General features: G+C 70.1%; 20 protein-coding genes and 1 pseudogene. 6 read left to right on the top strand and 15 right to left on the bottom strand.

What is annotated here, in order from left to right:
• Nucleotides 1-34: 34 nt before the first annotated feature.
• The 3 genes from NRF20_RS16075 to NRF20_RS16085 form a co-directional block, all read right to left on the bottom strand.
• On the bottom strand, nucleotides 35-205 hold the full coding sequence (locus NRF20_RS16075) for a hypothetical protein (RefSeq protein WP_398631180.1): 171 nt from the start codon (nucleotides 203-205) through the stop codon (nucleotides 35-37).
• Between the two features lie 128 nt (nucleotides 206-333).
• Entirely contained in the window at nucleotides 334-795 is a 462-nt protein-coding gene (locus tag NRF20_RS16080; protein WP_398631181.1) for a molybdenum cofactor biosynthesis protein MoaE, read from the bottom strand.
• A gap of 99 nt (nucleotides 796-894) precedes the next feature.
• The gene (locus NRF20_RS16085; protein WP_398631182.1) at nucleotides 895-2,037 is read right to left on the bottom strand and encodes an SDR family oxidoreductase; all 1,143 of its coding nucleotides are present in this window, start codon (nucleotides 2,035-2,037) and stop codon (nucleotides 895-897) included.
• A 192-nt stretch (nucleotides 2,038-2,229) separates the two neighbouring features.
• Between NRF20_RS16085 and NRF20_RS16090 the strand changes: the two genes are divergently transcribed.
• Together NRF20_RS16090 and NRF20_RS16095 are read left to right on the top strand one after the other, a co-directional pair.
• Nucleotides 2,230-3,681, top strand: coding sequence for a zinc-dependent metalloprotease (locus NRF20_RS16090; RefSeq protein WP_398631183.1), 1,452 nt, complete (start codon nucleotides 2,230-2,232; stop codon nucleotides 3,679-3,681).
• Complete coding sequence (locus NRF20_RS16095; protein WP_398631184.1) at nucleotides 3,678-4,226, top strand: NUDIX hydrolase; 549 nt, start codon at nucleotides 3,678-3,680, stop codon at nucleotides 4,224-4,226. The genes NRF20_RS16090 and NRF20_RS16095 overlap by 4 nt, the downstream gene beginning before the upstream one ends.
• A gap of 85 nt (nucleotides 4,227-4,311) precedes the next feature.
• Here the strand turns inward: NRF20_RS16095 and NRF20_RS16100 are convergent, their stop codons facing one another.
• From NRF20_RS16100 to NRF20_RS16115, 4 genes are all read right to left on the bottom strand, one after another.
• On the bottom strand, nucleotides 4,312-5,067 hold the full coding sequence (locus tag NRF20_RS16100) for an AIM24 family protein (protein WP_398631185.1): 756 nt from the start codon (nucleotides 5,065-5,067) through the stop codon (nucleotides 4,312-4,314).
• A 19-nt stretch (nucleotides 5,068-5,086) separates the two neighbouring features.
• Nucleotides 5,087-5,767, bottom strand: coding sequence for an AIM24 family protein (locus tag NRF20_RS16105; RefSeq protein WP_398631186.1), 681 nt, complete (start codon nucleotides 5,765-5,767; stop codon nucleotides 5,087-5,089).
• An 11-nt stretch (nucleotides 5,768-5,778) separates the two neighbouring features.
• Nucleotides 5,779-7,461, bottom strand: coding sequence for a TerD family protein (locus tag NRF20_RS16110; RefSeq protein WP_413752785.1), 1,683 nt, complete (start codon nucleotides 7,459-7,461; stop codon nucleotides 5,779-5,781).
• A 107-nt stretch (nucleotides 7,462-7,568) separates the two neighbouring features.
• Nucleotides 7,569-8,192: a M48 family metallopeptidase gene (locus NRF20_RS16115; protein WP_266358130.1), complete on the bottom strand. Its 624-nt coding sequence runs from the start codon at nucleotides 8,190-8,192 to the stop codon at nucleotides 7,569-7,571.
• A gap of 219 nt (nucleotides 8,193-8,411) precedes the next feature.
• Here NRF20_RS16115 and NRF20_RS16120 point away from each other — a divergent pair, with 219 nt between their 5' ends.
• Both NRF20_RS16120 and NRF20_RS16125 read left to right on the top strand, forming a co-directional pair.
• Nucleotides 8,412-9,557, top strand: a complete 1,146-nt coding sequence (locus NRF20_RS16120) for a ThiF family adenylyltransferase (protein WP_413752786.1) — start codon at nucleotides 8,412-8,414, stop codon at nucleotides 9,555-9,557.
• A 41-nt stretch (nucleotides 9,558-9,598) separates the two neighbouring features.
• Nucleotides 9,599-10,993: an ABC1 kinase family protein gene (locus tag NRF20_RS16125; protein ID WP_413752787.1), complete on the top strand. Its 1,395-nt coding sequence runs from the start codon at nucleotides 9,599-9,601 to the stop codon at nucleotides 10,991-10,993.
• A gap of 52 nt (nucleotides 10,994-11,045) precedes the next feature.
• Here NRF20_RS16125 and NRF20_RS16130 read toward each other — a convergent pair whose 3' ends face one another.
• From NRF20_RS16130 to NRF20_RS16150, 5 genes are all read right to left on the bottom strand, one after another.
• Nucleotides 11,046-11,261 (bottom strand): hypothetical protein, encoded by a 216-nt coding sequence (locus NRF20_RS16130; RefSeq protein ID WP_398631190.1) that lies wholly within the window; start codon nucleotides 11,259-11,261, stop codon nucleotides 11,046-11,048.
• Nucleotides 11,262-11,432: 171 nt separating this feature from the next.
• Complete coding sequence (locus tag NRF20_RS16135) at nucleotides 11,433-11,756, bottom strand: hypothetical protein (protein ID WP_093897531.1); 324 nt, start codon at nucleotides 11,754-11,756, stop codon at nucleotides 11,433-11,435.
• A gap of 32 nt (nucleotides 11,757-11,788) precedes the next feature.
• Nucleotides 11,789-12,157 carry a WhiB family transcriptional regulator gene (locus NRF20_RS16140; protein ID WP_030915514.1) on the bottom strand — a complete coding sequence of 123 codons (369 nt, stop codon included), beginning with the start codon at nucleotides 12,155-12,157 and terminating at the stop codon, nucleotides 11,789-11,791.
• A 172-nt stretch (nucleotides 12,158-12,329) separates the two neighbouring features.
• Nucleotides 12,330-12,662 carry a hypothetical protein gene (locus NRF20_RS16145; RefSeq protein WP_398631191.1) on the bottom strand — a complete coding sequence of 111 codons (333 nt, stop codon included), beginning with the start codon at nucleotides 12,660-12,662 and terminating at the stop codon, nucleotides 12,330-12,332.
• Between the two features lie 164 nt (nucleotides 12,663-12,826).
• Entirely contained in the window at nucleotides 12,827-15,079 is a 2,253-nt protein-coding gene (locus NRF20_RS16150) for an ATP-dependent DNA helicase UvrD2 (protein ID WP_398631192.1), read from the bottom strand.
• A gap of 158 nt (nucleotides 15,080-15,237) precedes the next feature.
• On the opposite strand from NRF20_RS16150, the gene NRF20_RS16155 reads away from it, so the two are divergent.
• On the top strand, nucleotides 15,238-15,492 hold the full coding sequence (locus NRF20_RS16155) for a mycoredoxin (protein WP_093897475.1): 255 nt from the start codon (nucleotides 15,238-15,240) through the stop codon (nucleotides 15,490-15,492).
• A 99-nt stretch (nucleotides 15,493-15,591) separates the two neighbouring features.
• Here the strand turns inward: NRF20_RS16155 and nudC are convergent, their stop codons facing one another.
• From nudC to NRF20_RS16170, 3 genes are all read right to left on the bottom strand, one after another.
• Complete coding sequence (gene nudC, locus NRF20_RS16160; RefSeq protein ID WP_398631193.1) at nucleotides 15,592-16,539, bottom strand: NAD(+) diphosphatase; 948 nt, start codon at nucleotides 16,537-16,539, stop codon at nucleotides 15,592-15,594.
• 44 nt (nucleotides 16,540-16,583) lie between these two features.
• A complete protein-coding gene (locus NRF20_RS16165) occupies nucleotides 16,584-17,978 on the bottom strand; it encodes a dipeptidase (protein ID WP_413752788.1) in 1,395 nt (464 codons plus the stop codon).
• A 214-nt stretch (nucleotides 17,979-18,192) separates the two neighbouring features.
• Nucleotides 18,193-21,705 carry a UvrD-helicase domain-containing protein gene (locus tag NRF20_RS16170; RefSeq protein ID WP_413752789.1) on the bottom strand — a complete coding sequence of 1,171 codons (3,513 nt, stop codon included), beginning with the start codon at nucleotides 21,703-21,705 and terminating at the stop codon, nucleotides 18,193-18,195.
• A 215-nt stretch (nucleotides 21,706-21,920) separates the two neighbouring features.
• On the opposite strand from NRF20_RS16170, the pseudogene NRF20_RS16175 reads away from it, so the two are divergent.
• Nucleotides 21,921-22,034, top strand: a pseudogene (locus NRF20_RS16175) (SAM-dependent methyltransferase); the annotation flags it as partial.
• Nucleotides 22,035-22,068: the final 34 nt, after the last annotated feature.

Consider the following 22,068-nt stretch of genomic DNA (forward strand, 5'->3'; position numbering starts at 1 on the left):
TGCGGATTGGCGACTGCGTACGTTCGATGGAGGATCAGACGACATCGGAACCGGAGTGCGATTTCTCCATCGCCTCACGGAACCGGGCGTACCCGGCGAGTTCTGAGATATCACCGGCCGTGCGATTGCGGGTGGCCCAGCTTCCCCATATCGCAGCACCGAGTGCAGCGAAAAGCGGAATCAGCAACCAAGCGAGTGCTGCCATTACGACCTCCCTACCCCATGAGCGACCGCAACTGACCGATCAGCAGATTAACCATCTGCAGGACCAACGCTCACGGCAGGGGTGCGGTTACGCAAATCGGGGCGGCCGACCACCCGATCGGCTTGCGCTCAGCACGCGCCTACCCACTCCTCGGTGCCGTCCGAAAAGCGCTGGTGCTTCCAGATCGGAACCTCGTGCTTGAGGTCGTCGATCAACTTGCGGCACGCCTCGAACGCCTCGGCGCGGTGGGGGCAGGAGACGGCGACGACCACAGCGAGGTCGCCCACTCGGAGGTCGCCCACCCGGTGGACGGCGGCCAGTGCCCGGACCGGGAATTCCGCGACGACCTTCTCGGCCACCCGGCGCAATTCGTCCTGAGCCGAGGGGTGGCAGGAGTACCCGAGCGCACCGACGTCCTGACCGCCGTCGTGGTTGCGCACCGCACCCACGAAGAGCGCCGTGCCGCCCGCGGCGTCGTCCCCGACCGCCCGGAAGATCTCGTCGACCGACAACGGCGTGTCGCGAATCGCCAGCAGCCGGATGGGGTCGCTTGCCGCCTGCTCGCCGGGATGGTCGTGGGTGGAAGCCATGGGGCCATGGTGCCGTACCGCACCGACATCGCGGAATAGCGTTTTCCACCGGCGGACCGCCCCTGACCTTGGAGCCTTCTACAGACGGACCGCAGCCGCCTAGATCCGGCGGCGGGCCTTACGAGCGCGGCGGACCAGGGCGGCGGTGCCGAGCAGCGCCACGGTCGCACCGGCGGCACCCGCCGCGGTGGCGTCCTTGCGGCCGAGCCGGCGTCCGGCGACGGTGTGCCGGCCCTCGACCTCTTCGAGGAGCGCGGCAAGCACCTCCTCGTTGGTCCAGCTCGGGCGCCAGCCCGCGTCGTGCAGCCGGCTCACACTGACCACCCACGGGTGCATCGTGTACGCCAGATCGCCCGCCGGGGACGGGGTGAGGCCGATCCGGTGCAGCCGGGCGGCGGCGCCGAGTGCCACGGCGGAGGGCAGTTCCATCCGGCGGACGCCGCTGAGCTCCTCGACCTCCTCCTGTTCGAGCCAGCCGTCGCAGCCGACCGCGAACTCGCCGTCGATCTTCTCCAGCGCGGCGTACTCCAGGGCCGTGACCAGGTCGTCGACGTGGCAGAACTGCCAGGCGGGGCGTGATCCGGCGACGACCAGGAGGCGCGGCGACTCGAAGTAGCGGGTCAGCGCGGTGTCCGTACCGCCGACCAGGACGGTGGGGCGGACCACGGTGACATTGAGGCCGGGGTGGGCGCGGGGTGCGCGACGCCCGAGCCGTTCGATCTCCAGGAGGTCGCCGACGCCGGTGGCCTCCGCCGTGGCACGCAGTTCGGCGTCCTCGGCGAGAGGGATGTCATTGTCGGGCAGCGCCCCGTAGACCATCGCCGAGGTGCACAGCACGACCCGGTGGACCCCGACGGCCGCGGCGGCGGTCAGCACGGTCTGAGTGCCGCGCACGTTGTAGGCGGTGCGGGCGGCGGGGTCGGTCTCCAGGTCGAGATCAAGTGCCAGATGCACGACGACATCTGCGCCACGCAGCTTCTCCGCGATGGCGGGATCCCGTACGTCGAGGATGTGCCAGGTCACCTCGGAGACTTCTCCTCGGCGTTCATCGATGGCGATGACCTGCTTGATCTCCTCGGACGCCGCGAGGCGTGCGGTGAGCAGCTCACCGACGCCCCCCGCGGCTCCGGTGACCGCGACGACGGGGCCACGGTTCCTGGAGCGGCTCTTTACGGGCTTGTTCTCGGTCGAGGGGTCGGACAGGTTTCGCGCTGCGCGAACCTGAGGATCTGGGGAACTCACCGGGCGTCTCCAGCGGTTGTCTTCAGTACGTACCCGAATGACGCGTACGTACCAGGTGGCGTCCATCCTGCCGCAGGCCGGGAGCCGGCGGAGCACTGAGGCCCCAAGCGGACTTTTGGTGTCTACGCTGGATGGTGATGTCGGGCAGTCGCCGTCGGTTCGAGCCGGCGGCCCTACGAGCCGAGGAAACCCGTGAGTGACACCCCATTCGGATTCGGCCTTCCGCCGGAGGAGCCGGAGAACGGCGACGAGGGCAAGAAGAAGGACCCCACCGGAGGTGGGCAGGGTTCCGGCGGGCCGGCGAACCCGTTCGGCTTCGGGCCCGGCGCGGGCGGGGACAACCCGTTCGCGGCGATGTTCGGCACGATGAATCCCAACGACCTGGGTGCGGCCTTCCAGCAGCTCGGCCAGATGCTGAGCTACGAGGGCGGTCCCGTGAACTGGGACATGGCCAAGCAGATCGCCCGCCAGACGGTCTCGCAGGGCACGCCGGACGGCACCAAGGACGCGAGCGTCGGCCAGTCCGAGCGGTCCGCGGTCGACGAGGCGCTGCGGCTTGCCGACCTCTGGCTGGACGGCGTGACGTCGCTGCCCTCCGGTTCGGTCTCCACCGTGGCGTGGAGCCGTGCGGAGTGGGTCGAGGCGTCCCTCCCCGCCTGGCAGAAGCTGGTCGACCCGGTGGCCGAGCGCGTCGGTCTGGCCATGGGCGATGTGCTGCCCGAGGAGATGCAGGCGATGGCGGGCCCGCTGATCGGCATGATGCGGTCCATGGGCGGCGCGATGTTCGGCCAGCAGATCGGGCAGGCCGTCGGTGTGCTGGCGGGCGAGGTGGTCGGTTCGACCGACATCGGGCTGCCGCTGGGCCCGGCGGGCAAGGCCGCACTCCTTCCGCTGAATGTGGAGAGGTTCGGCAAGGACCTCAGCGTGCCGCAGGACGAGGTGCGGCTGTATCTGGCCCTGCGCGAGGCCGCCCACCAGCGGCTTTTCGCCCATGTTCCGTGGCTGCGCTCGCATCTGTTCGGCGCCGTCGAGGGGTACGCGCGCGGCATCAAGGTCGACACCAGCAAGCTGGAGGATGTGGTCGGCCAGTTCGACCCGTCGCAGCCCGAGCAGTTGCAGGACGCCCTTCAGCAGGGCATGTTCCAGCCGGAGGACACGCCGGAGCAGAAGGCCGCTCTGGCCAGGCTGGAGACGGCGCTCGCACTGGTCGAGGGCTGGGTGGACGCAGTGGTGCATGAGGCGGCGAAGTCCCGTCTGACCTCGGCGGACGCACTGCGCGAGACCATGCGCAGGCGCCGCGCCTCCGGCGGGCCGGCCGAGCAGACGTTCGCCACCCTCATCGGCCTTCAGCTGCGTCCGCGGCGGCTGCGTGACGCCTCGCGCCTGTGGGCGTCGCTCACGGACGCCCGCGGTCTCGACGGGCGCGACGCCCTGTGGGAGCACCCCGACATGCTGCCGACCGCCCAGGACCTGGACGATCCGGACGGCTTTGTGCACCACGAGCAGCTGGACTTCTCCGAGCTGGACAAGATGCTCGGAGAGGCCGCGAAGGGTCCGCAGAAGCCCGAGGGTGAAGCGGGCGACGCGGGCTCCGAGGGAGCCGACGACCGGAAGAGTGACGGCAAGGGCGAAACCGACCGGTGAGCCTGTACGACGACGCCGTTCTTGTACTGAAGGGGTACGAGAACCCGGCGGACCCGGCCCAGGACGATCTGCGGCAGGTCTATCTGAACCATCTGGCCCGGCACCCCGACGGCATGTGGAAGGCCTGCGAAGCCGGACATCTGACGGCCAGCGCACTGGTGATCGATCCGGAGCGCGGCCGGGTCTTGCTCACCCTGCACCGCAAGCTGCAGATGTGGCTGCAGATGGGCGGCCACTGCGAGCCGCAGGACGGCACGCTGGCCACCGCGGCGCTGCGTGAGGCCACCGAGGAGTCCGGCATCAGCGGCCTGACTCTGCTCGCGGGTGGACCGGTGACGCTGGACCGCCACCGGATCCCCGCACCCTGTCACTGGCATTTGGATGTGCAGTACGCGGCGCTGGCGCCGTCGGACGCGACGGAACAGATCAGCGACGAATCGCTGGACCTGCGCTGGTTCCCGTACGACGAGGTCGCGTCGGTGGCCGATACATCGGTCGTACGGCTGATGACGCGCGTCCGCGCAGCGCTGGAGCAGCGCCGGTAGGGGCGACATGTGGCACGGGTGAGGGGCGGTCTCCGGGGAGACCGCCCCTCACCCGTGTTGTCCGTCCGTGCCGATGCGCTGCGGCTCAGTTCCAGGAGTTGTTCTGGTTCTGGCCGTGGGCGCCTTGCTGGCCCATTCCGTACTGGGCCCGGATGCCCTGGCCGATCTCGTGGTTCTGCGGAGGCAGTACCTCGCTCGGCTGGACCAGGGCGAAGCCCTGGCCGAGGAAACTGAGCTCCCAGCCCTCGCCGGTGTTGCCACGCCGCCGCCAGACGCCCGAGGAGTGCGTCTGGGCCTGCATCTGCACGCGCAGCGAGCTGGACCAGGCGACGATCGCGTCGGCATCGGCGTTGACGTACTTGTCCGGCGTGACCTGCATCATCAGCGGCTGGCCCGAGGTCATCAGAGCGACCTTGCCGGTGCCGGAGATGTTGAGCTGGTACTTGCCGGTGCCCGAAATGCCGTACTGGCTGTCCACCGCGATGACCTCGGTGTGCAACGAGGAGTCGAGCGCCAGGACGTAGGCGCTGTCCACCGTCATGCCGTCATGGTCGACGTCCACGACATGGATGTACTGCGCGAGGTTGGCGAGGTACACGGTGCCCTGCCCGGAGCAGCGCATCAGGTCGAGTCCCTCGCCGGTGCTCGCGCGGGCGCGGCGCTGCCCGTGCGACTGGTACTCGCCGTCGAACTCCATCAGTCCCTGGTAGGCGACCATGGCGCCCTTGCGGGCGAGGACGTCGTCCTGGCCGGTCAGCGAGACCCGCAGGAGCTGCGGGTTCTGGACGGTGTACCTGTCCTGGGACTGCTGTTCCGTGTAGCTGAAAAGCGGACTCTGCATGGTGTGTTCTCCCTCCCCCTCAGTTCCGGGCCCGCAGGCGGTCGGTACTGTCCTCGCTCGGCTGTACGACGACGATGCCCTGGCCGGAGAATGCCATCTGGTACGCCTCGCCACTGCCCCGCCCGATGAGCGAGGTTGCCTTGAAACTGCGCTTGCCCTTCACCTTGAGGTTCGGGGACCACGCCACGAGGGCGTCCGGGTCGACGTAGGTCTCGTCCTCGCCGCGTCCGCAGTCGACGACGATCGGTGTGCCGCGCGAGGCGATGGCGACCCAGCCGGTGCCCGAGATGCAGACGTTCCACAGGCCCTGGCCGGCGAACTTGGCGAGGCCCTTGACCCGCTCCACGCCCCAGGTGAGATGGCCGTCGAAGGCGAGGACGTTGGTGCCGTTGACCGAGAGGGAGTCGTTGTTGAGGTTGATGACGACCACATCGGCGCCGTAGTCGGCGAGGTAGAGCAGTCCGTCGCCGGAGCACTTCATGATCGGTGCGCCCTCGCCGGTGATCCACTGGGAGGCGATCTGGCGGACGGCGGGCGGGTTGGGTTCGTACTGGATGAAGCCCTCGTACGCGACCATCGAGCCGGTACGTGCGTAGAGGTCCTGGCCGGTGGCCATGGCGACCTTGAGCATCGTGCGGCCGTGGTTCTCCATACGGGCCGTGACGGGTGTCGGGGCGTAGCCCGCGAGTTGCTGGTTCATGACGGGCTCCCTCAGACCTCGTAGGGCTGGACGACGATGAAGTTGCCGGGAGCGCCCCGGAACTGAAGGTTCACGGTCTCTCCACTGTGTCCCGGGTACGCGTTGCGGCGCAGCCGGACCTGGCTGGAGATGATCACCTGGGACGCGGACGACCACGCCACGACGGCATTGCAGTCGGCGAAGGTGGTCGGGGTGACGGGCAGGACGACGGGGACGCCGTGGGTCTTGACGACGACCGTGCCGGTGCCCTGGAACTGCATGGTGAACAGGGCGCCGCCGGGGATGCCGTGGCCCTCGATCCTGCGGACCTCGTACTGCAGCGACTCGTCGAAGGCGAGGACGTTCTCCGCCGAGACGCAGATGCCGTCGCCCTGCAGCTCGATGGCGTGCAGATGGGAGCCGTCCTCGGCGAGGAAGACCTGCCCGCGGCCGGTGCAGCGCATCAGCTGCATTTCCTGGCCGGTGGAATTGCCGACGATGCGGCCCGCGAAACCGGCACCCTTGTAGCTGAAGTCGACCTTGCCCTGGTACATCACCATGCTGCCCTGGCGGGCGAGCACGGGCGTACCGCCCATGGTGAGGTCGACCCTCATGAGCTGCTGGTTCTGCGGGGTCCAACGCTGCCCCGTGGCCGTCTCCTTGTACGGCTGGAGCGCGGCCTGAAGACCTGCCCCGGCCTGCGGCACGCCTTGCGGTACGCCCTGGGGCATACCTGGCGGCTGCATTCCGGGAGGTTGCTGGCCGTAGGGAGCAGGAGCCTGCTGGCCGTACGGAGCAGGAGCCTGCTGGCCGTACGGAGCAGGAGCCTGCTGGCCGTACGGAGCGGGGGCCTGCTGCCCGTATGGGGCGGCGGGCTGCTGGCCGGGGATCTGCCCGAACTGCGGCTGCTGGGGCAGCTGTCCCGGCTGCCCGTACGGAGCCGGAGCGGGGGCGGGCGGTGGCACCGTGCCACCGTGCGGTGCCATCGGGGCTGCCATCGTCGGCGCGGCCTGCATCTGCTGCGGCGTGGGGGCCGGGGCGCCGAAGGACGGGGCCGGCTGCGGGGCTTGGGGTGCCTGCGGCGCTGCCGGGGTGCCGAAGGACGGGGCGGGCGCGGGTGCGGCTGCCTGGGCGGGCGGGGCGAACGACGGGGCGGCTGCCTGCGGCTGAGGTGCGACGGGCTCCTCCTCGGCGACCTCGCCGCCGAAGTTCTTCAGCAGCGCGTCGAGGCCACCGTCGAAGCCCTGGCCGACGGCGGCGAACCGCCAGACGTCCTTCAGGTAGAAGTCGCCCAGCATCACCGCACGCTCGGTGGTGAACTCCGAACCGTTGAAGGCGTACCTGACGACTTCCTCGCCACCCGCGACGATCCGGATGTACCCGGGGCCGACCTGGGACATCTGCCCGGCGCCGTCGACCGTCGCCGTGAACGACAGCTTGTGGATGTTCGCCGGAATGCGGTCCAGAGTGACGCGGAACGACTCGGTGTCACCGGCCTGGGCGCCGAGGAGCTGAATGGACTCCTCGGGCGATTTAGGCTGATTGAAGAAGATGAAATACCGGTCGTCGGAGAGCTGCTCATTGACATCGAGGCCGAAGCAGCTGATGTCAAAGGTCAGTCCCGGGCCGGCGATCTGCACACCTACGTACAGGTCCGTCCCCGGCGTGAGATCGCTGATCTTGGCCTTGTGGCCGCGCTGGAATTCCCTGGCCATGCGTAACGACCGTCCCCCATCCCGAATGTGAATGCGTCGCGCCAGGCTAACCGCAAACTCCGACATTGAGCTAAGTCGGTACACACCCGGTACAGAATCGCCGAACGTCACTCGCCGCGCGCAGCAGGAAGATGCGGCAGCCGGTCGGCCGCCACCACCCCTTCGAGGTAGCCGCGAGCCCGCTCGGTCCGCGGGTACGCCTCCAGCAGCCGCCAGAATCGCGGACCATGACCGGGGACCAGCAGATGCGCGAGCTCATGGACGAGCACGTAGTCGACAACGTACTCGGGCATGCCCTGCAGCCGGTGCGACAGCCGGATGCTGCCCTCCGCCGGGGTGCAGGAACCCCATCGGGTGTTCTGATTGGTCACCCACCGCACCGACGCGGGTCTGGCCCGGCCCTGAAGATACTGGGCGGACAACCGTTCGGCCCGCTCGGCGAGTTCGCTGTCGCCGAGGATGCGTTTGCTCTCCTGGGCCGCGAGTTTGTCGAGCATCACGTTCACCCAGCGCTGCTCCTCGGCCTCCGACATCCGGGCAGGGATGAGCACGATGGTGCGGTCTCCCTCCCGGTACGCGGAGACCGTTCTGCTGCGGCGATTGCTCCTGCGGACCTCGACCGCGCTCGTTGCCGAGGCGCGGGGCGGACGGTCCGCCGCGCTGCGCGGATGGGTTCCGGCGCTGCGCGCGGGGGTCTCCCCGGTGAATCCGGGTGACGGGTCGGCGGGCACGCCATGACGTTACCCGGTGCCAGTGGGGGAAGTCCCGTCTCCGGACGGTTCGCGCTTGATCCGCTCCACGGCATGCACCATTTGAACGACTAATACCCCATGCCTGTGGATAACTTTCTGCACACTTCGACGCCGGCCTGCATTCTGACAACGGATCTCGCGGAGATCCGGGCCACAGCCCACGCACAGAGATCATGGAACACAGACCGGGGGAACGCCGTGTATCCGATGTTGAAGCCCGCACTGCGCCGCGCATGGCGCGGCCGGGGCACCGTGCAATTCGGGGTGACCCCCGCTCATGCGGTGAAGCTCAGTCCGATTGATATCGCAACGGGCTGTTTCCTGGAACTGCTCGACGGTACGCGCGGCCTGCCGCTGCTGCGCGAGGAAGCCCGTGCGCTGGATCTGTCGGACCTTCAAGTGGACACACTGGTGGGCCGATTGATGGATGCGGGCCTGATCGACGATGTGCGGGCTGTCGGCCCGGAGACCGATGCGTTACGGAACCGGCCCGGCGCCCTGGAGCGGCACCGCCCCGATCTGGCGTCGCTCTCCGTCGTCCATCCCGAGCCGGGCGGCGGGATGCGACGGCTGGCGGCCCGCCGGGCGATGCGGGTCCAGGTGCGGGGTGCCGGCCGGGTCGGTGCCGCGATCGCGGCGGTGCTGTCCGGATCCGGGGTGGGCCGGGTGGAGGTTCTGGACGGCGGGTGCACCGAGCCGTGGGACGTCTCACCCGGCGGGCTCCCACCGGCTGCCGTCGGGGAGCGCAGGGACACCGCCGCCCGGCAGTTGGTGCGCAGGTCCGCCGCGGGTTCGGCTCCCCGGGCATCGGAGACGGCGGGTTCCTCGGCGGGTGGTGAGCCGGGTCTGTCACTGATCGTGGTCGCCCCTCGCGACGGCCTAGGTGTGTACGCCCCCGACCCGCGTCCGGCCGAACCGTGGATCGCTTCGGGGACTCCCCATCTCTATGCCGGAGTGATGGAGGCGACAGGAGTGGTCGGTCCCCTGGTCCTGCCCGGGGGTACGGCGTGCGCGGGGTGTCTGGCGCTGGAGCGTGCGGACCGGGATGAACAGTGGCCCAGGATGCTGTCTCAGTGGCAGTCCGGGCGGCGCACCGCCGTGCAGGCCTGTGACCTGGGGCTGGCGACTGCGGTGGCCGGTCTGGCGGCCGCCCACGCACTGTCTTTTCTGGACGGGGAGCTGCCCGCCAGCACGGGGACCCGCTGGGAGGCCGCGCTGCCGCTGTTGGACTGGCGGTCCGAGCGGATCGGGGCGCACCTCGGCTGTTCCTGCGGAGCGGCTGGGCACACTGAGGGGGAGCGCGTCTCCGGGGTCGAAGCGGCGCACGACACAATGGCCGGGTAACCGCCGCACACGGTACGGCAGTCTGGGATTTGGAGGGGCTCATGTCTGATCTTCCCCGGAAAGCGGTCACCCGTACCGCCAAGTTGGCCGCCCTGCCACTGGGTTTCGCCGGCCGCGCCACTTGGGGTCTGGGCAAGCGAATCGGCGGCAAGTCGGCGGAGTTGGTCGCCCGGGAGGTGCAGCAGCGCACTGCGGATCAGCTCTTCAAGGTCCTGGGCGAGTTGAAGGGCGGGGCGATGAAGCTGGGGCAGGCCCTGTCCGTCTTCGAGTCTGCGCTGCCCGAGGAGGTCGCCGGACCGTACAGGGCGGCGCTCACCAAACTGCAGGAAGCCGCACCTCCCATGCCCAGCGGCGCCGTGCACGCCGTGCTGGAGGAGCGGCTCGGCAAGGACTGGCGGGAGCTCTTCCTCGAATTCGAGGACAAGCCATCGGCCGCCGCATCGATCGGTCAGGTGCACCGGGCGGTGTGGAAAGACGGGCGGGAAGTCGCGGTGAAGGTGCAGTACCCGGGCGCCGGAGAGGCGCTGCTCTCGGATCTGACCCAACTCAGCAGGTTCGCCCGGTTGCTCGGTCCGTTGATCCCCGGAATGGACGTCAAGCCGCTTATCACGGAGCTGCGCGACCGGGTCTCGGAGGAGCTGGACTACGAGCAGGAAGCACGGTCGCAGCGGGACCACGCCGAGGAGTTCGCGGCCGACCCTGATGTGGTGATCCCCGGTGTGGTGCACCAGTCCGACCAGGTGCTGGTGACGGAGTGGATGGACGGTGTTCCGCTGGCCGACGTGATCGTGGAGGGCACGCCGGAGCAGCGGGACCGGGCCGGCCAGTTGCTGGCGCGCTTTCTCTTCTCGGGCCCGGCGCGCACCGGGCTGCTGCACGCGGACCCCCATCCGGGCAACTTCCGGCTGCTGCCCCCGGAGGACGATGCCGGCGAGGCCGGGCAATGGCGCCTCGGAGTGCTGGACTTCGGCACGGTTGACCGGCTGCCGGGTGGTCTGCCGCGGCCGATCGGGGACTCCCTGCGGCTGACGCTTTCGGGTGATGCGGATGCGGTGTACGAACTGTTGCGCGAGGAAGGGTTCGTCAAGGACTCGATCGACCTCGACCCGGTTGCGGTGCTCGACTATCTCCTCCCGATCATCGAGCCGGCCCAGGTGGAGGAATTCACCTTCACCCGGAGCTGGATGCGCAATCAGGCGGCCCGGATTGCGGATCCCCGCTCCCCCGCTCATCAGCTCGGCAAGCAGCTGAATCTGCCGCCCTCCTATCTGCTGATACACCGGGTGACGCTGAGCACGATCGGGGTGCTGTGCCAGCTGGGTGCGGCGGTACGGCTGCGTGACGAACTGGAGTCCTGGATGCCGGGCTTCCTGACGGAAGATGAGCAGGAGTCCGTGGTACAGGAGTTGGCGGGAGAAGCACCCGCCGGCGCCTAGGGCAGTCTTCGAGCCCCCGGACCGTCGGGCCCGGGCGGCACCACCAGGGGCGTCACCACCAGGCAGAGTCGAGACGGCTCTCGATCGCCCTGATATGAGTGCGGGCGCACTCTTCGCAGAAGTACTGGTGCCTGCCGTTCTCCACGGAGCAGATCCAGGTCGGCGGTGCGCTCTCGCTGTCGGCGGAGGTACCGCACAGGGCACAGACGACCACGTCGGCGTCCCTCTGCACGGTTTGCTGAATCCGGTGATGAGTCTCCTCGTCCACCTCGTGACGATACCTCCGTCTCTGCCGTGCCGCGCGGCACCACACAGCACGACCGCGGGGCCGGCCCGTTCGGACCGGCCCCGCGGAAGGGGTACTGACCTGACTATGGGTACTGATTGCTGCTGGGCAAAGCGGCTGCCCAGCAGCGGGTGCTGCTGGTGTTCGGCCTGACTAGTGCATGACTGCCATGGCCAGCGCACGGCGGGCGCGCATCGAGGCGCGCTCGGCCCGGCGCTGCATCCGGCGCGCGGCGACCAGGCGCACGGCCTGGCGTTGCGCGTCGGCTTCCCTCAGGCGGTCGTGCATATGAGCACGAGCCAGGGCTTCTGGGATGAGTTGCATCTCGCGGGTCCTGTTCTGACGCGAGTCGTTCGCGCCGATGATCGTGACGTTCGGTGTTGCGGAGCCGACGGGCTCATTCGTGGGGACGGACATTGGTGCCTGATTTCGGGGATCGTGGGTGTGGGGGCGGTCGATGGTTCCGATGCGCTTCATGGGCTTGGGGGCCGTGACCCCCAGTCCGGCGGTCACGCCGCGACCGGGTTCTTGCGCGGACGGCCACGCGGCCGCTTGCGAGCAACGACAACGCCCTGGATGAAGAGCTCGCCGCCCCAGACGCCCCACGGCTCGCGACGCTCCTTGGCGCCGGCGAGGCAGGCCTCGACGAGCGGGCAGGTACGGCAGAGGGACTTGGCGTACTCGACGTCGGCCGGCGACTCGGCGAAGAAGACCTCCGGGTCGTAGGAGCGGCAGGGGACGGGCACGCCGAGGTTCTCGATGGCGTCGTCGAGCGCGGTGAGCGCAGTGAGGGGGATCAAGGTGGAGTCCTCCGTGAGGCCGGGCGGCGGGATCGTTTCGGAAGGCGGTACGGACGGGGCGTGCGCTTCGAGTTGCACGGTGGGTGGTGTCCTCGTCTGGTCGTTCCGGCCTGTTGGCCGGGGGCGGCTGGTACCGGGTGTTGCTGGTCCCGAGGCTCCTTCGCGCTGTCTCGTCCGTTTGGACAAAACAAAAGGGCCGCGGATCCCGAGTGGGGTTCCGCGGCCCTGAAGGCGCCGACCTGATTCTGAATCAGGCTGGATCACTCCAGGGTTCAGGCCCACGGAAGGCCCACATCGTGTGGTGCATCGTCTGCTTCTTGGCGCCGGATTCCGCTCCTGCACCGACGGCCGCAAAGGCATAGGCCTGGGCCTGCCCCTTCGCTACTGCTGCTGCCGGTGCCTGGGTCGGTCGCTCATTGCGCTCCCGCACGGGGAGGGTCGACAGGGACAGCGGGCTGACGGCGGAAATGCCGGACAGACCGGTGCCACGCAGCGAGAACTCCGAAGAGCAGGCGAGGCCGAGCGAGCAGGCGGAGACGACCGAGAGATCGGTCATTTTGTTGGTCTCGATGATGCTGATCACTTCAATCGCCTCCTCTCGGCGTCTCGGGGGACCGGCGGGCCGGTCCTGCGTATTCGGATAAGTACAGCACAGGACCAGGGCTTCAGAGAAGCCGCTGTTCCCGTGGTTAAGAACCTATGGTGATGACTGGGGCGGGCGCAAACTATTTTTTCGACGAGTTTTTCTCACACCTCGTCAACGGCGTCCCCGAGCCCTTCTTCCACCGTCTCACCTGCGCAAATGGCAAGGACCGCGGTCCCGAACCGGTCCAGCTTCCGCGCGCCGACCCCGGAGATCCCGGCCAGTTCGCCCGCGCTGCCCGGCACCGCCTCGGCAATCGCCATCAGCGTCTTGTCCGTGAACACGCAGTACGCGGGCTGGCCGATCTCCTTCGCCCGGACCGCCCGCCAGTCGCGCAGCCGCTCGTACAGCGCCTCGTCCATGTCTGAGGGGCAGTCGTCGCAGCGCATCAACTTCATCTCGCCCGCATCGGTGAGGGTCTTGCCGCAGACCCGGCACCGGGCAGGGCCGCGGCGGCCGCGTTTGACGACCGGTCCGGGGCCCCGTTCGATCCCGCCGCCTCCGGCCGCGCCGCGCGTACCGAGGGCCACCGAGCCGGGGCGCAGTCCGTTCAGGAACTGACTCGGGCGCCGTCCGGCACGGCCGCCGGGCGAGCGGGACAGCGACCATGACAACGAGAGATGGAAGCGCGCCCGGGTGACGCCGACGTACAACAGCCGACGCTCCTCCTCGATCTGCTCGTCGGTCTTGGCGTAGGTGATCGGCATCATGCCCTCGTTCAGCCCGACCAGGAACACGGCGTCCCACTCCAGGCCCTTCGCCGAGTGCAGCGAGGCGAGTGTGACTCCCTGGACCGTGGGGGCGTGCTGGGCGGCTGCGCGCTCGTCGAGCTCCGCCACCAGATCCGAGAGCGTCGCCCCCGGCTTGGCCTGTTCGAAATCCTCGGCGAGCCGGACCAGTGCGGCCAGGGACTCCCAGCGGTCGCGCACAGCACCCGAGCCTGCGGGCGGCTTCGTGGTCCACCCCTTGGTGGAGAGCACCGCGCGCACCTCCGCCGGCAGCCCCTCCGCGTCGTCGAGCAGGGAGTCGTTGCCCCCCGCGCGGGCCGCGCCGCGCAGGGCGATGCCCGCCTCCCGTACCTCCGCGCGTTCGAAGAAGCGCTCCGCGCCCCGCAGCTGGTACGGCACGCCCGCGTCGGCCAGGGCCTGCTCGTAGACCTCGGACTGGGAGTTGACCCGGTAGAGCACGGCGATCTCGCCCGCCGGGACGCCCGCAGCGATCAGATCGCGGATGCGGCGAGCGGTGCCTTCGGCCTCCGCAGGCTCGTCCGCGTACTCCGTATAGACGGGATCGGGGCCGGGCTCGCGCTGCGAGACCAGTTCGAGCCGGTGCTCGGCGGCACGGCCGCGGGCCTGGCCGAGCAGCCCGTTGGCCAGATGGACGACCTGGGGGGTGGAGCGGTAGTCCCGGACCAGCTTGACCACCGTCGCGTTGGGGTGGCGGGTGCGGAAGTTCAGCAGGTGGTCGGGGGTGGCTCCGGTGAAGGAGTAGATCGTCTGGCTGGCGTCACCGACGACGCACAGGGTGTCCCTGTCACCGAGCCAGAGGTCGAGCAGCCGCTGCTGGAGCGGGCTGACGTCCTGGTACTCGTCGACGACGAAGTGCTGGTACTGGCGGCGGACGTGGTCGGCGATGTCGTGGCGGTCCTGAAGGATGGCGACGGTGAGAAGCAGCACATCCTCGAAGTCGATCACCGAGCGGTCGCGCTTCAACTGCTCGTACATCGCATAGATCTGGGAGATCTCGGCCGGATCGCGCGGGGCGTCCCGCTGGGTCTTGGCGACCACCGCCGGATAGTCGGCGGGCACGGTCTGGGTGACCTTGGACCACTCGATCTCGCTGGTGACGTCGCGCAGCTCGTTGCGGTCGAGCCGGATGCGGCAGCGGGCCGCGGCCTCGGCGACCAGCTGGACCTTGCGCTCCAGCAGCCGGGGCAGGTCACCGCCGACCGCTTTCGGCCAGAAGTACTGGAGCTGGCGCAGGGCGGCGGAGTGGAACGTCCGCGCCTGCACCCCGCCCGCGCCGAGCTGGCGCAGCCGTCCCCGCATCTCGCCCGCGGCCCGGTTGGTGAACGTGACGGCAAGCACACTTGCCGGCTGGAGTATCCCCGCGCGCACCCCGTAGGCGATGCGATGCGTGATCGCACGCGTCTTGCCCGTACCGGCTCCGGCCAGCACACACACCGGGCCGTGCAGGGCCATGGCGACCTCGCGCTGCTCGGGGTCCAGGCCGTCGAGCACGGCATCGGCCGACTCGGGAACCTGTGGGAAAAGGGAGGAATGCGTTGCTGCTGTCACCCCGCCATGCTGCCAGGTCGGAAGAGGCGGGCGCGGAGGTTGTCCACAGGGGGGCCGCATCTGTCGTACTAATGCGGGGGCGGCGGCGGGAATGGTGGTCGGCTCACGTACGTTCCCTTTCCGTGCGGCGACGCACTTTCCAGCTTCTCCGCGTGCCGGATGAGACGGATGAGACAGACGAGTCTGACAAGACTGACGAGACAGAGGAGCGCGAAGACATGTCGGGCACTGTGACGATGTACAGCACCACGTGGTGCGGCTACTGCCGTCGACTCAAGAGCCAGATGGACCGCGAAGGCATCGCGTACAACGAGATCAACATCGAGCAGGACCCGGACTCCGCGGCCTTCGTCGAGAAGGCCAACGGGGGCAATCAGACCGTTCCCACCGTCCTGGTGGTCGGCTCCACGGGTGTCGAGGCCGTCATGACGAACCCGTCCCTGGCCCAGGTGAAGCAGGCGCTCGCCGCCTGATCCCGCCGCTCCCGCAGCACAAGAACGCCCCCTCCGGTCGAGCACCGGAGGGGGCGTTCCTGTACGCGTCCGGGGGCGCCGCAGCCCGTACGCCGTGCGTCAGCCGACGGTTCCCGGCCTCGGGAGCGGCTTGCCGTACCAGAGTTCGATCAGGCGGGCCGCGATCGAGATGCCGAACGGGGGCATGATCTCGCCCGACTCGAAGGCCGCCGTCAGATCCTCGCGGGAGAACCAGCGGGCCTCCTCGATCTCCTCGCCGTCCACGTCGATCTCCGACGAGGTCGCCCGCGCCATGAAGCCCAGCATCAGGCTGGACGGGAACGGCCAGGGCTGGCTGGCGATGTACTCGACCTCGCCGACCGTGACGCCCACCTCCTCGAACACCTCGCGGGCCACGGACTGCTCGATCGACTCCCCCGGCTCGACGAAGCCCGCGAGCGTCGAGAAGCGGCCTTCCGGCCAGTGCACCTGACGGCCCAGCAGGGCCCGGTCCTGGTCGTCCGTGACCAGCATGATCACCGCGGGGTCGGTGCGCGGGTAGTGCTCGGCGCCGCAGGCCTGGCAGCGACGGATGTGGCCGGCCGCCGCGATGACCGTACGTTCGCCGCAGCGGGAGCAGAAGCGGTGCAGCCGCTGCCAGTTCTCCAGCGCCACCGCGTGCACCATCAGCCCCGCGTCGCGGGGGCCGAGCAGCAGTCCGGCCTCGCGCAGGCCGGCCGGGCGGGCCGGCTGGTCCATGCGGCCGGGCAGGGAGTCCTTCTGGAGCGCGAAGTAACTGACGCCGTCCTCGTCCGTGCCGAGGAAGTAGCGGTGGGTCTCGGTGACCGGGGCCTCGAAGGCCGGGGTCATGACGATCTCCGTACCGCCGTCGGCCGTGTCGTCGATCAGCACCTGCCCGCCGGAGACGACGAACACACGGGTGGTCGGGTGGCTCCACGCGGCGGACAGCCATGCCTCGTCGAGGCGGTGGTGCGCCGCGCGGTCGATGCCGCTGGGCGCCGTGAGACCGATGGGCCGGTCTGTGGTGGCGTTGTCGAAGGTGCTCACAGGTGCTTCCTACTCCCCCGGGATGGATCGGGTGTTCAGAGGATTCAGCGGAGTGCGGCGGCCAGCTCGCCCCAGAGGTGGGCGGCTGTCTCCACGCCCTTGAGCAGGAGGTCGAGTTCGACCTTCTCGTTGGGGGCGTGCCAGCCGTCGGACGGTACGGAGATGCCCAGGAAGAGGACGGGTGCGCCGAGCACGTCCTGAAGGTCGGCGGCGGGTCCCGAGCCTCCTTCGCGGGTGAAGAGGATCTTCTGGCCGAAGGCCCGTCCCATGGCGCGGGCCACGGCCTGCAGAGCGGGGTGGTCCAGCGGGGTCAGACAGGGGCGGGTGGCGGGGGCGAAGGTGATCCGGTGGCGGACACCGGCCGGGACCTGTGCCTCGGCCCAGGCCCTGACCACCTGCTGGATGTGGTCGGGGTCCTGGCCCGCGACCAGCCGGAAGCTGATCTTCACCAGGGCGGAGGACGGAATGATCGTCTTGCTTCCGGCACCCTGGTAGCCGCCGCCGATGCCGTTGACCTCGGCGGTGGGGCGGGCCCAGATGCGTTCCAGCGTGGAGTGGCCGGCCTCACCCGACGCCGCTCGTGACTTGGCGGTACGCAGCCAGGTGGCCTCGTCGAAGGGCAGCTCGGCGAAGAGCGCGCGCTCGGTGTCGGTGAGTTCCGCCACCCCGTCGTAGAAACCGGGGATCGCGACCCGTCCGTCCGCGTCGTGCAGTGCGGCGACGAGCCGGGCCACGGCGGTCGCCGGGTTGGGGACCGCGCCGCCGAACGAGCCGGAGTGGATGTCCTGTTCGGGGCCGTACAGCTCGATCTCGCACTCGGCGAGGCCTCGCATGCCGGTGCAGACCGTGGGGGTCGTCTCGTCCCACATACCGGTGTCGGAGACGATCACGGCGCCTGCGGTGAGCCGGGCGGCCCGCTCCTCGACCAGGGCGCGGAAGTTCGGTGAACCGGACTCCTCCTCGCCCTCGATCAGCAGCTTGAGGTTGACGGCCGGGGTGGTGCGGCCGGTGGTGGCGAGGTGGGCCCGGACGCCGAGGGTGTGGAAGAACACCTGCCCCTTGTCGTCGGCGGCGCCCCGCCCGTACATACGGCCGTCGCGGATCACCGGCTCGAACGGGTCGGTGTCCCAGCCGTCCTCGCGGGCGGCGGGCTGCACGTCGTGGTGCCCGTAGACGAGGACTGTCGGGGCGTCCGGGTCGTCGGACGGCCACTCGGCGAAGACCGCGGGAGCGCCGGGCGTCTCCCAGATCTCGGTGACCGGGAAGCCCGTCTCCTTGAGCTTGGCGGACAGCCACTCGGCGCTGCATCGTACGTCCCCGTCGTGGACCGGCTGAGCGGACACGGACGGGATGCGCAGCCAGTCGGCGAGGTCGTCGAGGAAGGCTGTGCGGTGCTGTTCGGTGTACGTACGGACGGCGCTGTCCGGGGTGTCGCTCATGGCCTTGAGCCTAGTGCCTCGCCCAGCGGGGTTTGCCCTCCGAGGAGCGTCGTCCGGTGCGTGCGACCGCAAGGCACCGGAATGCCCTCGGATGGGGTCTCCCCTGCTCGAACGAAGCTGAGAGCTTGGGGAAGGAGCTACTTGGGCATTCCGGCAACGCCGCGAGCGTGCGTGCTGGGCGGCGCGACGGGGCAAACCCCCGCAGGGTGAGGCACTAGCCCGTGGGAGGTGGCTCGTCCAGCAGGAGCCGCTCCAGCTCCGCCCGGCCCGGGAGGCGGGTGGGGCGGACGGTCTCGCCGCTGCGTACGTACAGGAACGTGGCGGTGACGTCGGTGAGCGGCAGATCGTGCAGCTCGGCCCAGGCCAGACGGTAGACCGCGAGCTGGAGGGGGTCGGCGGTGTTGGTGCGGGTGGTCTTCCAGTCGACGATCTCGTACGTGTCCCCGGTGCGGTACACCGCGTCGATACGGCCCCGGATCACCCGGCCGGCCAGGGTGATCTGGAACGGCGTCTCCACGCGGTACGGCGTACGGCGGGCGTACGGGGTGCGCTCGAAGGCCTCCTTGAGTGCGGCGAGGTCGCGCTCGTCGGCGATCTCGGCGTCGCTCCCGTCGCCGCCGGGCAGCTCGTCCGGCCCGAGCATGGGCAGCGGCAGCTCCTCGAAGCGGGACTCCACCCAGGCGTGGAAACGGGTACCCCGGCGGGCCGCGGGCTGCGGGGCCCGCGGCATGGGGCGGGCCAGCTCCTGGGCGAAGCCGTCGGGGTCGTCGGCGAGACGCAGCAGCTGGGTGGCGGAGAGCGAGGCGGGTACGAGGACGTCGCGCACGGTGGCGCGGGCGCGGCGCAGTTCGCCGGTGAGGGCGTCGAGGTCGCGGTCCCAGGAGGCGAGTGTGCGGGACTCCTCGGGGGTGAGGCGCTGTTCCCCGGCGGGCTGAGGCATGCGGGCCGCCGGGACATGTGGTGTGGGAGCGGGGGCGTGCGGCGTGGGAGCCGGGGCCGGCGGGGGCTCCGTCGACAGGGCGTCCCAGTCGTCGGCCTCGCCGGGGTACTCCTCGCTGTCGGGGAACGGGTCGTCGTCGTAAGGGGCGTGGTACGGATCGTCGTACGGACCCGGCGCGTCGGACGGCGCCTCGTACACATCCGGAACACCCCCCGCCGCGGCCAGGGCCTCCAGATGTGCCATCACCGTGTCCGCGGCGGCCCGGCGGCGGGTCAGGGCGGTGTCGTCCAGGGGGAGCGGCCACGCCCGGTCGGCCTCCTTCTCGGCGAGGGCCGGGTTCTCCTCGTCCTCGGCCGGTTCGTCCGCCCAGGCCTCGATCTCGCCGTGTCCGGCCACGCAGTGCTCGTACAGCGCATGCAGGAAGTCGGACGGGCCGCGCGGCTTCTTCTGGGTCGGGCCCCACCAGTGGCCGGAGCCGAGCAGCAGGGTGCGGGGCCTGGTGAAGGTGACGTATCCCAGGCGGAGCTCCTCGGTGTGCTGGTGCTCCTTCATCTCCTCCTTGAAGCCCTTGAGCCCCTTGGCGTCCCAGGAGTGGATGACGGGGAGGGTGGCCGTGTCCCCGCGCAGGGCGTGCGGGAGGACCTTGGGCTGGGAGGTCCAGGCGTCGCGGGACTGGCTGCTGGGGAACTGTCCGGTGACCAGGCCGGGCACCGCGACGACGTCCCACTCCAGGCCCTTGGACTTGTGGGCGGTGAGGACCTTGACGGTGTTCTCGCCGCCGGGCAGGGCGTTGTCCAGGCCCTTCTCGTACTGGACTGCCGTGCGCAGGAACCCCAGGAAAGCAAGGAGGGTGGCCTCGCCGTCGACGGCGGCGAAGCGGGCCGCGACGTCGAGGAAGTTGGCGAGAGTCTCTCGGCGGCGGGCGGCCAGGGCGTGCGGCGATGCGGAGAGCTCGACCTCCAGGCCGGTGGTGGCGAGGACGCGGTGCAGCACGTCCATGAGGGGGTCGGCCAGCGAGCGGCGCAGGTCGCGCAGTTCGGCGGCCAGGCGGGCGAAGCGGATGCGGGCCTCGGTGGAGAACGGAAGTCCGTCGTCCTCTCCTCCGCCCGATTCGAGGAAGGTGTCCAGGGCGTCGGCGAGCGAGATCACTTCGGCCGGGTCGATGCCTTCGACGGCCTCGGCGAGGCGGCGGTCGGGGTCGAAGTCGTCCTCGTCGCCATGGGCGGCGCGGTGGACGAGGAGGCGGGCGCGGCGGCCGAGGAGTGCCAGGTCGCGGGGGCCGATCCGCCAGCGGGGGCCGGTGAGCAGCCGGACCAGGGAGGCGTTGGCGCCGGGGTCCTGGAGGACCTCGCACACTGCGACGAGGTCGGCGACCTCGGGCAGGTGCAGCAGCCCGGACAGGCCGACGACCTCGACCGGGATGTCGCGGGCCACCAGCGCGGCCTGGATCTCCGGGAAGTCGCCCGCTGTGCGGCACAGGACGGCGATCTCGCCGGGCGCCTTTCCGGTCCTCACGAGGTGGGCGATCGAGTCGGCGAGCCAGTCGATCTCTTCGGTATGGGTACGGAGCAGGGCACAGCGGACGATGCCGTCACGCTCGGCGCCCGGGGCGGGGCTCAGTGCCTCGACGCCTTCGTGCATGGCGCGCAGGGGCGCGGCGAGGCCGTTGGCGAGGTGGAGGAGGCGGCCGCCGCTGCGGCGGTTCTCGCTGAGGGAGTAGCGGGTGGCGGGTGTGCCGTCGGCGTGCGGGAAATGGAGCGGGAAGTCGTCGAGGTTGGCCACGGAGGCACCGCGCCAGCCGTAGATCGCCTGGCAGGGGTCGCCGACGGCGGTGACGGCATGACCGGTGGCCACCGCCCCGGTGGTCGCGCCGGACTTCGCCCCGGTCCCCGCCTCCGTAACCCTGGCCTCGGGGCCCCTGCCGAAGAGGGCGGAGAGCAGCAGGCGCTGGGCGACAGAGGTGTCCTGGTACTCGTCGAGCAGTACGACGCGGAATTCGTCGCGCAGGATCGCGCCGACCTCGGGGCGGGTGAGGGCCAGCTCGGCGGAGAGGGCGATCTGGTCGCCGAAGTCGAGGACGTCGCGGCTCTTCTTGGCCTCGCGGTAGCGGCGGGTCAGCTGCAGCAGCTCACGACGGGCCTGGGCGGCCTCGGGAATCCTGCGCAGCTCGGCATTGGTCAGCCGGGCCGTTTCCAGCGTACGGAGCAGGTCGGTGTCGTACTCCGCGAGCTGTTCGGGACGTACGAGATGCTCGGCCAGCTCGGCGTCGAGGGCCAGCAGATCGCTGACCAGCGTGGGGAACGACCTCGTCAGGGCCGGATAGGGGCCGGGCGCCTCGCGCAGTACGCGGGCGGCCAGCTGGTAGCGGGTGGCGTCGGCGAGGAGGCGGGTGGTGGGTTCGAGGCCGATGCGCAGCCCGTGCTCGGTGAGGAGCCGGCCGGCGAACGCGTGGTACGTGGAGATGCTGGGCTCGCCCGGGGGGTTGTCCGGGTCGATGACGTCCGGATCGGTGACCCCGGCCGCGATCAGGGCCTTGCGGACGCGCTCGGCGAGCTCGCCCGCCGCCTTGTTGGTGAAGGTGAGTCCGAGGACCTGCTCCGGGGCGACCTGGCCGGTCCCCACCAGCCACACCACGCGCGCCGCCATCACCGTGGTCTTCCCCGACCCGGCTCCGGCCACGATCACCTGCGGGGCGGGCGGCGCTGTGATGCAGGCCGTCTGCTCCGGGGTGAACGGGATCCCGAGGAGCTCCTTCAGCTGCTCGGGATCGGTGATGCGTGAGGACACCCGACAGAGGCTAACCGCGCGCACTGACAACGTGCCGGGACCGCCGGACGGTCCGGGCGGGCCGGTGGCCCGCAGCAGGCCCGGCCGGCGGTCCGCAACAGGGGCGCCCGGTGGTCCGGGTCCGGACCGGCTTGAGCGCTGATCACCTCAACTCCTTTGCGAGGGCGACCTCATGAGCACTCGCCGCATCCGGTCCCGACGTCTCCGGCCCGCACCGGCGCACCGATACGGCCAAGGCGCGTCCGGCTCGGGTGTATGACGTATTTCTCGGTGTCAAGGACGACTGCCCCGCCGACCGTGAGGCGGCGGGCGCCGCGAATGCCGTCCACGTCGTGGTGGCCCTCATGCCCTGACCGAGCAGCC

It is taken from the genome of Streptomyces sp. R-74717, assembly GCF_047305335.1.
GTDB classification, from domain to species: Bacteria; Actinomycetota; Actinomycetes; order Streptomycetales; family Streptomycetaceae; genus Streptomyces; species Streptomyces atratus.